12 protein-coding genes and 1 riboswitch are annotated in these 13571 nt (G+C 72.2%); of the genes, 9 read left to right on the top strand and 3 right to left on the bottom strand.

Features of this window, described 5'->3' with window-relative positions; all coding sequences use genetic code 11:
- Nucleotides 1-315, bottom strand: coding sequence for a DUF6191 domain-containing protein (locus ACLJOU_RS28055; RefSeq protein ID WP_410571331.1), 315 nt, complete (start codon nucleotides 313-315; stop codon nucleotides 1-3).
- 109 nt (nucleotides 316-424) lie between these two features.
- Here ACLJOU_RS28055 and ACLJOU_RS28050 point away from each other — a divergent pair, with 109 nt between their 5' ends.
- The 3 genes from ACLJOU_RS28050 to ACLJOU_RS28040 are packed head-to-tail and all read left to right on the top strand — an operon-like array spanning nucleotide 425 to nucleotide 2435.
- The gene (locus ACLJOU_RS28050) at nucleotides 425-1351 is read left to right on the top strand and encodes an ABC transporter ATP-binding protein (protein ID WP_410571329.1); all 927 of its coding nucleotides are present in this window, start codon (nucleotides 425-427) and stop codon (nucleotides 1349-1351) included.
- Nucleotides 1348-2199: an ABC transporter permease gene (locus tag ACLJOU_RS28045; RefSeq protein ID WP_410571327.1), complete on the top strand. Its 852-nt coding sequence runs from the start codon at nucleotides 1348-1350 to the stop codon at nucleotides 2197-2199. Before ACLJOU_RS28050 ends, ACLJOU_RS28045 begins: the two co-directional genes overlap by 4 nt.
- Before the next feature lie 2 nt (nucleotides 2200-2201).
- Nucleotides 2202-2435 carry a helix-turn-helix transcriptional regulator gene (locus ACLJOU_RS28040; RefSeq protein WP_043784651.1) on the top strand — a complete coding sequence of 78 codons (234 nt, stop codon included), beginning with the start codon at nucleotides 2202-2204 and terminating at the stop codon, nucleotides 2433-2435.
- Here the strand turns inward: ACLJOU_RS28040 and ACLJOU_RS28035 are convergent.
- Nucleotides 2432-3160 carry a hypothetical protein gene (locus ACLJOU_RS28035; protein ID WP_410571325.1) on the bottom strand — a complete coding sequence of 243 codons (729 nt, stop codon included), beginning with the start codon at nucleotides 3158-3160 and terminating at the stop codon, nucleotides 2432-2434. The genes ACLJOU_RS28040 and ACLJOU_RS28035 overlap by 4 nt on opposite strands.
- An 85-nt stretch (nucleotides 3161-3245) precedes the next feature.
- Nucleotides 3246-3319: riboswitch (cobalamin riboswitch) on the top strand.
- Nucleotides 3320-3368: 49 nt separating this feature from the next.
- Between ACLJOU_RS28035 and cobN the strand changes: the two genes are divergently transcribed.
- The 6 genes from cobN (at nucleotide 3369) to ACLJOU_RS28005 (ending at nucleotide 12403) form a co-directional block, all read left to right on the top strand.
- Nucleotides 3369-6935, top strand: a complete 3567-nt coding sequence (cobN, locus tag ACLJOU_RS28030) for a cobaltochelatase subunit CobN (protein ID WP_410571324.1) — start codon at nucleotides 3369-3371, stop codon at nucleotides 6933-6935.
- Nucleotides 6936-6999: 64 nt separating this feature from the next.
- On the top strand, nucleotides 7000-7425 hold the full coding sequence (locus ACLJOU_RS28025; protein ID WP_410571322.1) for a hypothetical protein: 426 nt from the start codon (nucleotides 7000-7002) through the stop codon (nucleotides 7423-7425).
- Between the two features lie 42 nt (nucleotides 7426-7467).
- Nucleotides 7468-9303 (top strand): ArnT family glycosyltransferase, encoded by a 1836-nt coding sequence (locus ACLJOU_RS28020; protein ID WP_410571320.1) that lies wholly within the window; start codon nucleotides 7468-7470, stop codon nucleotides 9301-9303.
- Between the two features lie 35 nt (nucleotides 9304-9338).
- A complete protein-coding gene (locus tag ACLJOU_RS28015) occupies nucleotides 9339-9995 on the top strand; it encodes a response regulator transcription factor (RefSeq protein ID WP_410571318.1) in 657 nt (218 codons plus the stop codon).
- Complete coding sequence (locus ACLJOU_RS28010; protein ID WP_410571316.1) at nucleotides 9992-11065, top strand: sensor histidine kinase; 1074 nt, start codon at nucleotides 9992-9994, stop codon at nucleotides 11063-11065. Before ACLJOU_RS28015 ends, ACLJOU_RS28010 begins: the two co-directional genes overlap by 4 nt.
- A gap of 132 nt (nucleotides 11066-11197) precedes the next feature.
- A complete protein-coding gene (locus ACLJOU_RS28005; RefSeq protein ID WP_410571315.1) occupies nucleotides 11198-12403 on the top strand; it encodes a chitinase in 1206 nt (401 codons plus the stop codon).
- On the opposite strand, the gene ACLJOU_RS28000 is transcribed toward ACLJOU_RS28005, so the two are convergent.
- The gene (locus tag ACLJOU_RS28000) at nucleotides 12400-13503 is read right to left on the bottom strand and encodes a dihydrofolate reductase family protein (RefSeq protein WP_410571313.1); all 1104 of its coding nucleotides are present in this window, start codon (nucleotides 13501-13503) and stop codon (nucleotides 12400-12402) included. The two genes, ACLJOU_RS28005 and ACLJOU_RS28000, sit on opposite strands and share 4 nt — an antisense overlap.
- Nucleotides 13504-13571 lie beyond the last annotated feature (68 nt).

Below are 13571 nucleotides of genomic sequence, written 5' to 3'. Positions count from 1 at the left end.
TCACTGTAGCTGGCGGTTTTCCGGCTCCCCCGGCTCTGGACGCGGCCGGATCCGGGCCGTTCCGGCGTCCAGGTCCACGTCATGCCGGGGTGGCGCGCCTTCGGCGTCCAGCTCGACGAGCATCGACATCGTTTCCCGGTGTTCCAGCTCACGTCGTTTGGTGCCGTAGAGGAACGCGGTGGTCTCTTCGAGGTAGGTCGCGGACAGCCGCGCCTTGAAGCGCGAGCCGTCCTTGCGCGGCCGCAGTTCGATCGCCGCCATGACCAGCAGGATCACCACGCCGCCCGGAAGGGCCAGCCCCAGCCAAGTTCCCATGCCTGGCGAACCGGGTGACCGGAGGTCAAGTTCCCCTGACCGTAGAGGTCTGATCATATGTAGTAGGTGTGCTACATTCGGCCGCATCAGTCAGATGGGGGTGACCACGATGAGAGATCCGGCCGATTCCGTCGTCCGCGTGCGCGGGCTGCGGATGCGGTACGGCACCAACGACGTGCTCCACGGCGTCGACTTCGAGGCGTACCGCGGGGAGGTCGTGGGGCTGCTCGGGCCGAACGGCGCGGGCAAGACGACGACGATCGAGATCCTCGAAGGCTTCCGCATGCGGTCGGCCGGCGAGGTGAGCGTGCTGGGCACCGACCCGGCGCAGGGCGGCGAGGAGTGGCGGGCGCGGCTGGGGGTCGTGCTCCAGTCCTGGCGCGACCACGGGAAGTGGCGCATCCGCGAGCTGCTCGCGCACCTCGGCCGGTACTACGCGCCGTACTCGACGGCGTCGCGCCCGCGGCCCTGGGACACCGACGAGCTGATCGCCACCGTCGGGCTCACCGAGCACGCGCACAAGAAGCTCAAGCAGCTCTCCGGCGGCCAGCGGCGGCGGCTCGACGTCGCCATCGGCATCGTCGGCCGTCCCGAGCTGCTGTTCCTCGACGAGCCGACCGCGGGCTTCGACCCCGAGGCCCGGCGCGAGTTCCACGACCTGGTGCACCGCCTGTCCGACGAGCTCGACACGACGATCCTGCTGACCACGCACGACCTCGACGAGGCCGAGAAGCTGGCCGACCGGATCCTCATCCTCAACGGCGGCCGGATCGTCGCCGACGGCTCGGCCGACGAGCTCAGCCGGCAGATCTCCGGGGAGGCCGAGGTCCGCTGGAGCGTCGGCGGCCAGCGGTTCGTCCACTCGACGACCGAAGCGACGAAGTACGTGTACGACCTGTTCAAGCAGCACGGCGACGCCGTCGCGGACCTGGAAGTCCGCCGGGCGTCGCTGGAGGACACCTACATGACGCTGGTCCACCGCGCGGAGTCCGGCGGCGATACGGAGCTCGGCCTCCAGGAAGCGGGTGCGCGATGAACGCCAGGACCGTCGCCGTGCGCTCCGGGCTGGCCCGCGGCTGGATCGAGTTCAAGCAGACGTGGACCAACCTCGACGACGTGGTGGGGCAGCTGGTCTTCGTCGTGCTCTTCCTCGGTACGTTGTTCTTCATGCGCAACGCCACGCTGCCCGGCACGTCGTTCTCGCTGGGTGCGGCGACCGTGCCCGGCGTGCTCGGCGCCGGCATCGTGTTCAACGGGCTGACCGGCGCCGCCGGCTACCTGGCCGTCGACCGCGAAGACGGCACGCTGCTGCGCGCGAAGGCCACCCCGAACGGGATGCTCGGCTACCTCATCGGGAAGACGACCGCGCTGTCGATCGCGCAGCTCACGTCGCTGACCGCGGTGCTGATCCCGTGCCTGTTCGCCTTCTCCGCGCTGGCGCCGGACGGCGGCTGGTCGTACCTGCACCTGCTCGGGGTGCTGGTGCTCGGCATGGCCGCGACGATGCCGATCGGCGCGGCGCTGGGGTCGCTGACCAACAGCCCGCGGTCCATCGGCCTGATCACCCTGCCGGTGATGGGCATGGGCGCGATCTCCGGGATCTTCTACCCGATCACCGCGCTGCCGGGCTGGCTGCAGGACGTCGCGCAGGTGTTCCCGATGTACTGGCTGGGCCTCGGGATGCGGTCGGCGCTGCTGCCGGACGCCGCGGTCGTCGTCGAGATCGGCCAGTCCTGGCGGCCGGTCGCGACCGTGGCGGTGCTGCTCGCGTGGGCGGTGCTCGGCTTCGCGCTGGCCCCGGTCCTGCTCCGCCGCATGGCGCGGCGCGAGGCGGGCTCGTCGCTGGCCGAACGGCGGCAGAGGGCCATGCAGCGTGTGGGGTAGCCATGAGTGAGGTCGTCTACAACCGGATCGCGATGCTGCGCGCGGAGCGGTCGATCTCGCGGCGGCAGCTGGCCGAGGCCCTCGGGGTGCACTACCAGACGATCGGCTACCTGGAGCGCGGCGAGTACAGCCCTTCGCTGTACCTGGCCCTGCGGATCGCGGAGTTCTTCGAGGTCTCGGTCGAGGTGCTGTTCTCGACGAAGCCGTTCCCGCGGCTGGGCGAGCGGTCGGCCTAGGGTTTGCGCAGATCGGCCTCCGCGAGCGCGTCGACGACGGCGCCGCGGCGGGTTTCGCGGGTGGTCCGGCTGAGCTCGACGTGCAGGAACGGCGTCCCGGCGGCGGCCTGGCTCTGGACGTTCGTCGTCCCGGCCAGGCCGCGGCAGGGCTCTGCCCAGGCCCGGCAGACGCGGAACCCGGCGGCCTCGAGCCGGTCCGCTGCCCGGCGGGCCGCATCGCCGGCCTCCGCGGCGCCGGCCGACAGGACGACGTCGGCCGCGGGCAGGGTGCGGTCGTTGAAGCCGTGCAGCTGGACCTGCGGCAGGCCGCGCCGGGCCAGCAGCGTGGTGACGACGTGGAAGACGGTCCGCGGGTCGTGGGCGGGGTCCTCACGGCGGCGGTGCGCGCCCGCGACGGCCAGGACCGCGCCCGGGACGCGCCGGAAGAGGGCCAGCCCGAGCCGGTCCGTCCGCAGGTCCGAGGACGCGTGCGGCACCTCGATCACCAGGGACGGCGGCGCGGACCGGTCGACCGCGTAAAGGCCCCAGGCGCGCTCGGCGCCGGGCTCCTGGACGGCCAGTGCGTCGTCCGGCGTGGAAAACCCGAGGTCGCCGAGGTGGTGCGGGGCCCGGTCGAGGAACGCGGCGAACCCGGCCTCGGCGGCCGCCAGCTCGACGGCGCCCGGGGCGCGGTAGGGCTGCCGCGCGGACTGCGCGGCGGTGAAGCTCCGGAGCAGGGCGTCCAAGCCGTCAGGCTACCCGGCCAACGTCACCTTGACGCGCCTGCACCAGCACCGGAGAGTGGGTGCGATACCCACGCGTCGGCAGGTGGAGGAACCCGGTGGAAGTCCGGGGCGGTCCCGCCACTGTGACCGGAGACGGTGCTCTCCGGGAGCCAGGAACTCCGGCCGGCGCGCCCGTCTACCCGGGGCGCGGACCCCGAGGAGGAACCTCGTGATCCTGCTTCTGTCCACTTCGGACACCGACCTGCTCAGCGCCCGCTCGTCCGGCGGCGAGTACCGGCTCGGCAACCCGGCCCGGCTCGACGTCGCCGAGCTGCCGGGCCTGCTCGACGGCGTCAAGATCGTCGTCGCCCGGATCCTGGGCACGCCGCGAAGCTGGCCGGAGGGCCTGGACACGCTGCGGGCGTCGGGCGCGCACGTCGTCGTCCTCGGCGGGGAGCAGACGCCGGACGCCGAGCTGATGAAGCTCTCGACCGTGCCGGCCGGCATCGCCGCCGAGGCCCACGCCTACCTCGCGCAGGGCGGCCCGGCGAACCTCACCCAGCTGCACCGGTTCCTCTCCGACACGCTCCTGCTCACCGGCGACGGCTTCGAGCCGCCCGCCGCCCAGCCCGGCTGGGGCGTCCTCGAGCGTCCCGCTCCGGCGTCCGACGGCCCGGTCATCGGCATCCTGTACTACCGCGCGCACCACCTGTCCGGGAACACCGCGTTCGTGCACGCGCTCGCCGACGAGATCGAAGCCGCGGGCGGGCGCGCGTTGCCGATCTACTGTGCTTCGCTGCGCACGCGCGAGCCGGAGATGATGGCCGAGCTGGCTTCCGTGGACGCCCTGCTGGTCACGGTACTCGCGGCGGGCGGCACCCGGCCGTCCGAGGTGGGCGCGGGCGGTGACGACGAGGCCTGGGACGTCGCCGAGATGGCCGCGCTCGACGTCCCGATCCTGCAGGCGCTGTGCCTGACGAGCGACCGCGAGACGTGGGCCGCGAACGACGACGGCCTCTCGCCGCTCGACGCCGGGAACCAGATGGCCGTCCCGGAGTTCGACGGACGGCTGATCACCGTGCCGTTCTCGTTCAAGGAGCTGGACGAGGACGGTCTCCCCCGGTACGTGCCGGACGCCGAACGCGCCTCCCGCGTCGCCCGCATCGCGCTGGCGCACGCCCGGCTGCGGCACACGCCTCCGGCGCAGCGGCGGATCGCGTTGATGCTGTCCGCGTACCCGACGAAGCACTCTCGCGTCGGCAACGCGGTCGGGCTGGACACGCCCGCGTCGGCCATCGAGTTGCTGCGGCGGATGCGCGCTTCGGGGTACGACCTGGGGCCGGACGCCTTCCCGGGGGTCGACCCGACCGGCACCGACCAGCCCGACGGCGACGCGCTGATCCACGCGCTGATCGCGGCCGGTGGCCAGGACCCGGAGTGGCTGACCGAGGAACAGCTGGCCGGGAACCCGATCCGGGTGCCCGCCGCGCGGTACCGGGAGTGGTTCGACGCGCTCCCGGCCGAACTGCGTGCCGGCGTCGAAGAGCACTGGGGGCCGGCGCCCGGCGAGCTCTACGTCGACCACGGCGACATCGTGCTGGCGTCCCTGCAGAGCGGCAACGTGATCATCATGATCCAGCCGCCGCGCGGGTTCGGTGAGAACCCCGTGGCGATCTACCACAACCCTGACCTGCCGCCGAGCCACCACTACCTGGCCGCCTACCGGTGGCTGGAGGAGGAGTTCGGCGCGCACGCCGTCGTCCACCTCGGCAAGCACGGGTCCCTCGAATGGCTGCCCGGCAAGACCGCGGGACTTTCGGCGTCGTGCGCGCCGGACGCCGTGCTCGGGAACCTGCCGCTGATCTACCCGTTCCTGATCAACGACCCGGGCGAGGGCGCGCAGGCCAAGCGGCGGGCGCACGCGACGATCGTCGACCACCTGATCCCGCCGATGGCACGCGCGGAGTCCTACGGCGACATGGCGCGGCTGGAGCAGCTGCTCGACGAGCACGCGAACATCGCGGCGATGGACCCCGCGAAGCTGCCGGCCGTGCGCCAGCAGATCTGGACGCTGATCCAGGCGGCCAAGCTGGACCACGACCTCGGCATCGAGCAGCGGCCGCACGATGCGGAGTTCGACGACTTCCTGCTGCACATCGACGGCTGGCTCTGCGAGGTGAAGGACGCGCAGATCCGCGACGGGCTGCACGTCCTGGGCGCGGCGCCGGCGGGCGAGGCGCGGGTCAACCTGGTGCTCGCGATGCTCCGGGCGTCCCAGATGTGGGGCGGCAAGCAGGGCGCGGTGCCGGGCCTGCGGTCCGCACTGGGCCTCAAGGAAGACGCGCCGATGTCCGAAGTGGACGCGGTGGAGAAGACGGCCCGCGAGCTCGTCCGGACGATGGAAATGCGCGGCTGGGACCCGACCGCGGTCGCGTCGGTCGCCCCGGACGAGGGGGTCGCGCGGGTGCTTTCCTTCGCCGCCGAGGAGATCGTGCCCCGGCTCGCGGGGACGTCCGCGGAGCTGGACTCGGTGCTGCACGCGCTGGACGGCGGGTACATCCCGGCCGGGCCGAGCGGTTCGCCGCTGCGCGGGCTGATCAACGTGCTGCCGACCGGACGCAACTTCTACACCGTCGACCCGAAGGCCATCCCGAGCCGGCTCGCCTGGGAAACCGGCCAGGCGCTGGCGGATTCGCTGCTGAAGCGCTACCGCGAGGACACCGGCGACTGGCCTCGCTCGGTCGGGCTTTCGGTGTGGGGCACGTCGGCGATGCGGACGTCCGGCGACGACGCGGCGGAAGTACTGGCGCTGCTGGGCGTCCAGCCGGTGTGGGACGAGGCTTCGCGGCGCGTCACCGGCATCGAGGCGATCCCGCTGGCCGAGCTGGGCCGGCCCCGGATCGACGTCACGGTCCGGATCAGCGGGTTCTTCCGCGACGCGTTCCCGCACGTGATCACGCTCATGGACGACGCGGTGCGGCTGGTGGCCGGTCTGGACGAGCCGGATTCGGAGAACTTCGTCCGCGCGCACGTGGCTTCCGACCTGGCCGCCCACGGGGACGCCCGCCGGGCGACGACCCGGATCTTCGGGTCGAAGCCCGGCGCGTACGGCGCGGGCCTGCTGCCGCTGATGGACAGCGGAAACTGGCGCGACGACAAGGACCTCGCCGAGGTGTACGCGGTGTGGGGCGGCTTCGCGTACGGCCGCGACCTGGACGGCCGCCCGGCGCGCGAGGACATGGAGAGTTCGTACAAGCGGATCGTGGTGGCGGCGAAGAACACCGACACGCGCGAGCACGACATCGCGGACTCGGACGACTACTTCCAGTACCACGGCGGCATGATCGCCACGGTCCGCGCCCTGACGGGTGCGGCCCCGGCGTCCTACGTGGGCGACAGCACGTCCCCGGACGCGGTCCGCACGCGCACGCTGGGCGAGGAGACGGCCCGGGTGTTCCGCGCCCGCGTGGTGAACCCGCGTTGGCTCGCGGCGATGCGCCGGCACGGCTACAAGGGCGCGTTCGAGCTGGCGGCCACAGTGGACTACCTGTTCGGCTTCGACGCGACCGCGGGCGTGGTCGGCGACTGGATGTACGAGAAGCTGACCGAGTCGTACGTGCTGGACGAGGTGAACCAGGAGTTCCTGCGCCAGGCCAACCCGTGGGCGCTGCGCGGGATCGTGGAACGCCTGAACGAGGCCGCGGACCGCGGGCTGTGGGCGGAACCGGATCCCGAGCTGCTGGCGCGGATGCGCGAGGTCTACCTGTCGTTGGAGGGCGACCTCGAGTCGGAGTGACTGCAAGCGGATTGCAGGCCGCCGTGGCTACGCTCGGCCTTCCCCACCAAGGAAGGACGAAGACTTGAAGAAGGTTCTCGGCGTGGCTGCCGCGGCACTGATCTCCGTGGCCGGCCTCGCGGCGCCCGCCTCCGCCGCTGACCACGTGAAGCACATCCACACCGGAGACGCCTTCGGCGACGTGACCGGTTGGAGCGGCGAAGGCACCTTCACCGAGGAAGGCGACCGCGTCCACATCTGCGACACCGACGCGGACGGCCGCGGTGTCGCCGTCTACGTCTACAAGGGCACGCCGGCGACCGGCGTCCAGCTGTACTGGATGCACGTCGGCGGCAACGGCAACTGCGTGACGAAGAGCGCGGCCGACGGCGGGGTCTACAACCTCCCCGAGACCCGCGTCGGCTTCAAGTTCTGCCGGTACTGGAAGGAAGCCGACGGGTACCACGCCGGCGAGTGCAAGGACTACGACTTCCTGAACGACAACAGCTGAGCGGAAACGCCCGGGAAACGCGGGCCGGGGTTGGGTGGCGGCATGATCACCGCCGCCCCTCCGAAGACCCGCTCCCGGGCGCTTCTCCTCGTCTGCCTCGGCGCCGCCGTCCTCTACGCCTGGAAGATCGGCGACGGCCAGTTCGGCAACACCTACTACTCCGCCGCCGCGAAGTCGATGACGGAGAGCTTCACCGACTTCCTCTTCGGCTCCTTCGACCCCTACGGCGTCGTCACGGTCGACAAACCGCCGCTGGCGCTGTGGCCGCAAGCGCTTTCCGTCCTCGTCTTCGGCTACCACGGCTGGGCGCTGCTGCTGCCCCAGGTGCTCGAAGGCGTCGCGGCGGTTTTCCTGCTCCACCGGACCGTCCGGCTCTGGGCCGGCGAAAACGTCGCCCTCCTGGCCGCCGTCATCCTGGCGCTCACGCCCGTCACCGTGATCATCAACCGGGACAACAACCCGGACACCCTGCTCGTCCTCTTCCTCGTCGCGGCCGCGTACGCGCTGACCCGCTCCTTCCAAGACGGGCGGAAGTGGCTGTTCTGGTGCGCCTTCTTCGTCGGCTGCGGTTTCCTCACCAAGATGCTGCAGGCGTGGATCGTCGTCCCGGCGTTCGCCCTCGCTTACTTCACCGGGACCGCGGCGCCCGTCCGGCGAAGGCTCATCGACCTGCTCGCCGCCGGGGTCGTGCTGGCCGTCTCGTCGTTCTGGTGGATCGCTCTGCACGACTGGTGGCCCGGCCCCAAGCCGTACACGGGCGGCAGCCGAGACGGTTCCGCGTGGGATCTCGTCTTCGGCTACAACGGCTTCGGCCGCCTCTCCGGCAACGGCGAGGGCGGCGGCATGGTGATCATGCGCAACGGGCAGCAGACCATGAGCTCCTTCGGCGGCGACCCCGGCGTGGGCCGGATGTTCAACGACGTCGTCGGCGGGCAGATCTCGTGGCTGTTGCCGCTGTCGCTGCTCGTCCTGGCCGTCCTGGGCCGTCGGTGGCGCGACGCCGGCTGGCTGCTGTGGGGCGGCTGGCTGCTGGTGACGGCGGTGGTGTTCAGCTTCGCCGGCGGTATCTGGCACCCGTACTACACGACGGCGATGGCCCCCGCCGTCGCCGCGGTGTCCGCCGCGGGCCTGGCGTTGCTGTGGCGCCGCCACCGGCGTTCGCTGCTCCCCGTGGCGATCGCGCTCAGCGCGGCCTGGGCGTTCGTCCTGACGTCTCGCGACACGTCGTTCCACGGCTGGACCCGCTGGGCGGTGCTCGGCACGGGGCTCGCGGCGATCGCCTGGCTGGTCGTCGCGCCGGATCGGCGGGCCCTCCTCGCCGCGCTGGTCCCGCTGCTGCTCACCCCGGCGGTGTGGTCGTACGCTGCCGCCCGGAGCACGTCGGCCGGGATCCTGCCCGCCGCCGGGCCCGCCACCGGACCGGGCGCGGCACCCCCGCCCTCGCCCGGCGGACCGGGCCGGAAGCTGGTGCTTTCCGGTGGGGACGGCACCGCGACGCTGTCCGACGAGCAACGCCGCATCCTCGAGCACGCCCGCCGGAACGGCACCGAAATCACCCTGGCGGTGAACGCCGAGGCGGGCGTGGTCGCGCCGTTCCTCATCGACTCGGACGCGACCGTGATCGGGATGGGCGGCTTCGGCGGCCGGGACAACGCGCCGTCCGTGCCGCAGCTCGACCGCTGGCTGGCCGACGGCAAGCTGCGGTTCGTGCTGAGCGGCACGGGCACCCCGCCGGGTCCGCCGCGGAGCCCGGCGCAGGGCGAACGGCAACGCTGGATCGAGGCCCACTGCACGGTCGTCGACCCCGCCGAATACGGCGGGCACGCCGGTCCGGTGCGCGCCGCCGGGGGCGCGGACACGCTCTACCGGTGCCGCTAACGGCGAAGAAACACGGGCGCGGCGATCATCGGGGCATGCGGGTCCTGGTGGTGGAGGACGAGCCGATGCTGGCGGACGCGATCGCGGAGTGGCTGCGCGAGGACGCCCACGCGGTCGACATCGCCCTCGACGGCGGCGCGGCGCTCGAGCGGATCGCCGTGCACGACTACGACGTCGTCGTGCTCGACCGGGACCTGCCGGTCGTGCACGGCGACGACGTCTGCCGCGAGCTGGTGTCCGCCGGCGCGGCCACACGGGTGCTGATGCTGACCGCCGCCGCCGAGGTCACCGACCGCGTCACCGGGCTGTCGCTGGGCGCCGACGACTACCTCGGGAAGCCGTTCGCCTTCCCCGAGCTGGCCGCCCGCATCCAGTCGCTGGGCCGGCGCTGCCGCCCGGCCGCGCCCCCGGTGCTGCGCCGCTCCGGCGTCACACTCGATCCCGCGCGCCACGAGGTGTTCCGCGACGGGCGTCCCCTTCCTCTGTCCAAAAAGGAGTTCGCCGTGCTCGCCGAGCTGCTGCGCGCCGACGGCGCCACCGTGTCCGCCGAACACCTGCTGGAGAAGGTGTGGGACGAGCACGCGGACCCGTTCACCGGCGCGGTCCGGCTCACCGTCCTGAAGCTGCGCCGCAAGCTCGGCGACCCGCCGCTGGTGGAGACGGTCACCGGCGTCGGCTACCGGCTCCGGTGAACCTCCGGCTGCGGCTCACCGTGCTCTACGGCGGCCTGTTCCTGCTGGCCGGCGTGGCCCTGCTGGGCGTGACGTACCTGCTGTTCACGCGGCAGGTCGGGCACCGGGTCACGGTGCTCACCGGCACCCCGCCGCCCGGCGCGCCGCCGCTGCCCTCGCTGGCGGCCCTGGACGAACAGGCCCGGCAGCTGCGCGCGGCGGCGGCGACCTCGCTGCTGACGCAGGGGGCGATCGCCCTCGGCGGGGTCGCGGTATTGGCGGCGGCGGTGGGCTGGCTGGTGGCGGGCCGGGCGCTGGCGCCGTTGCGGCAGGTCACGGACACGGCTCGCCGCATCGCCGCAGCGGCCGACCCGGGCGGGCACGCGCGGATCGCCCTGCGCGGGCCCGAAGACGAGGTGAAGGACCTCGCCGACGCGTTCGACGTGATGGTGGAGCGCCTCGACCGGTCGTTCGACGCCCAGCGCCGGTTCGTCGCGAACGCGTCCCACGAGCTGCGCACGCCGCTGACGCTCAACCGGTCCCTGGTCGAGGTGGCGATGCGCCGCGGGAGCGACGTCCGGGAACTCGGCACCAAGCTGCTGCAGATCAACGCGCGGAACGAGAGGCTGATCAGCGGGTTGCTGCTGCTGGCGAAGTCGGAGAGCGCGCTGACCTCGCGGAGTCCGGTGGACCTGGCGGCGCTGGCCGCACAGGTCGCGCCGCCGGGAGTGGACCAGTCACTGGCCGAAGCGGTGACACTCGGCGACGCGGTCCTGCTGGAACGGCTGGCCGGCAACCTGGTGGAGAACGCCGTCCGCCACAACGTGCCGGGCGGCTGGGTGCGCGTGACGACCCGGTCGGTGCCGGGCCGGGTGGAGCTGGAGGTGGCCAACAGCGGCCCGGTGATCCCGGCGGCGGAGGTGCCGGCGCTGTTCGACCCGTTCCACCGCCGGGCCCGGGTGGCGGCGGAAGGGACGGGACTCGGGTTGTCGATCGTGCGGTCGGTGGCGCACGCGCACGGCGGCGAAGTGACGGCGCGGGCGCGGCCGGAGGGCGGCCTGGTGGTGGCCGTGTCGCTGCCCGCGGCGTGAGTTCCCGGACGAATATCGGATATTCCGGCGCTTTTCGCCCGCACTGACCGCTCGACCGACTTTCGCGCCTTGACTTCCCCATTGGTCTAGTCCAATGATCTGTCCACCTCGACCCCCACGGGAGGACAGCTCATGCGCAGGAGCAGACTGGCCGCCATCGGGCTCGCCGCCGCCACTTTCGCCGCCACCGCCGTCAGCCTCGTGCTCGGCGCGCCGTCGGCGACCGCGGCGTTGAGCAACAACTGGTACGCCGCGGCGCCGTACCTGATGCCCCAGAGCAACAACCCGCCCGACCCGGTCACCGTGATGAACGCGACCGGGCTCAAGGCGTTCCAGCTGGCGTTCATCCTCGCGCCGAACGGCGGCGGCTGCAGCCCGACCTGGGACGGGACGTCCGCGGTCTCCTCCGACACCGCCGTCGCGAACGTGATCTCGCGGATCCGCGGCGCGGGCGGCGACGTCTCGGTGTCCGTCGGCGGTTACGGCGGCACCAAGCTCGGCCAGACCTGCGGGACGGTGGCCGCGACCGCCGCCGCGTACCAGCAGGTCATCACGAAGTACTCGCTCAAGGCGATCGACTTCGACCTCGAAGAACCCGAGTACGAGAACACCGCCGCGATCGCGAACGAGCTGGGCGCCGCGAAGACGTTGCAGGCCAACAACCCGGGCCTGTTCGTGTCGGTGACCATGCCGGGCACCGCGGCCGGCACCGGCTGGTTCGGCACGCAGCTCATCGACCAGGCGAAGTCGATCGGCTTCACGCCGAACAACTTCTCGATCATGCCGTTCGACGGCGGGTTCAACGGCGGCTCGTCGCAGGTCTCGGCGCTGGAGGCGTTCCACGGCCTGCTGATGTCGCACCTGGGCTGGGACAGCGCGACCGCGTACGCGCACGAAGGCTTTTCCGGCATGAACGGCAAGTCGGACGCGGCGGAGATGTTCTACACCTCGGACTTCCAGACGGTGTACGACTACGCGACCAGCCACGGCCTCGGCCGCTTCACGTTCTGGTCGGTCAACCGGGACCGCGCCTGCGTCGGCACGACGGACAACGGCGTCTGCAGCAACGTCCCGCAGAACGACTGGGACTTCACGAAGTTCAGCGTCCGCTTCGCCGGCGCGACGCCGCCGCAGACGACGCCGCCGGTGACGACGACCCCGACCACCCCGGGCGGCGGCACCTGCACCGCGGCGGAGTGGGACCGGACGAAGGTCTACGTCAAGGACAACGTCGTCTCGCACAACAGCCACAAGTGGACGGCCAAGTGGTGGACGCAGGGCGAAGAGCCCGGCACCACCGGCGAGTGGGGCGTCTGGCAGGACAACGGCGCCTGCTAGGTCCCGCTCCGGAAGTCGAGATGGGTGTTCTCGCGCTGGACCTCCGGGGTCAGCGCGGGAACCTCGACCACCTGCCGCCCCGCCTGCCGCAGCAGCTCGGTGCCCCGGGCGTCGACGAAGACCGGCGGCTCGCGCCAGGCGAAGACGACCCGCGGGATCCCGGCGTCGAGAATGAGCTGGGTGCAGCTGCGCGGGTGCGAACTGCGGTGGCTGCACGGCTCCAGTGAGCTGTACACCGTCGCGCCGGCCAAGCGCGGATCGCCGGCGCACTTGGCCAGCGCGGCCTCTTCGGCGTGGTTGTGCGGGTCACCCTCGCCGGAATGCCCGGTCGCGACGACCTCGCCGTCGGCGTCGGTGATCACGGCGCCGACCCGGAAGGTGTGGCTGGGCGGGCACTCGGCGGCGAGCGCGATGGCCTCCTTGAGCCGCCCGACGTCCCGGCCGGTCGGCTCGGCGGCCGCGCGGTACTCGAGGATCGCCATCCCCTGCAGCTCGCGGGCGGACGTCAGGATCAGCGGCCGCGGGTAGACGCCGGGCCCGACGAACCGCGGCGCGTCCGGCTGCCCGACGAAGAACGGCGCGATCGCCAGCCGCAGTTCGTCGGCAAGGCCTTCGGTGAGGAAGCGCGTGTGGATCCCGCCACCGCCCTCGACCAGCAGGTTTTCGATGCCGCGTTCGCCGAGGTCGTCGAGGATGCGGCCGAAGTCCGGCGGGTCGCCCGCGTCGACGACGGTGGCGACGTGCTTCAGCGCGTCCGCGGCCCCGGGCGGCGCGTAGACGATCTTTTCGGTGTCCCCGACGGTGAAGAACTGCGCGTCCGGGTCGAGGCCGCGGGTGGTCACGGTGACCTTCACGGGCTGTTCGGGCCTGCCCTGCTCCAGGCGCTGTTGCCGCAGTTCCGGTCCGCGGACGAGCAGCCGCGGGTTGTCGGCCCGCACCGTACCGGCTCCGACGAAGATGGCGTCGGCCTCGGCCCGCAGCCGGTCGACGACCGCGAAGTCGTCCTTTGTGGACAGAACGAGCCGCTCGGGCGAGGTGTCGTCGAGGTAGCCGTCGAGCGACTGCGCGGCGGACAGCAGGACGTGCGGCCGGGGGATCACCCGCACCAGTATGCCGTAACGCGCGGGGCGGTCTCCGCGTCCTACGACGTATCCCCCTGTGTTTCCCA

This window comes from Amycolatopsis sp. cmx-4-61 (genome assembly GCF_046548775.1).
Taxonomy (GTDB): domain Bacteria; phylum Actinomycetota; class Actinomycetes; order Mycobacteriales; family Pseudonocardiaceae; genus Amycolatopsis.
Note: the sequence above shows the minus strand (reverse complement) of the source record. Positions and strands in the feature narration are given on the sequence as shown.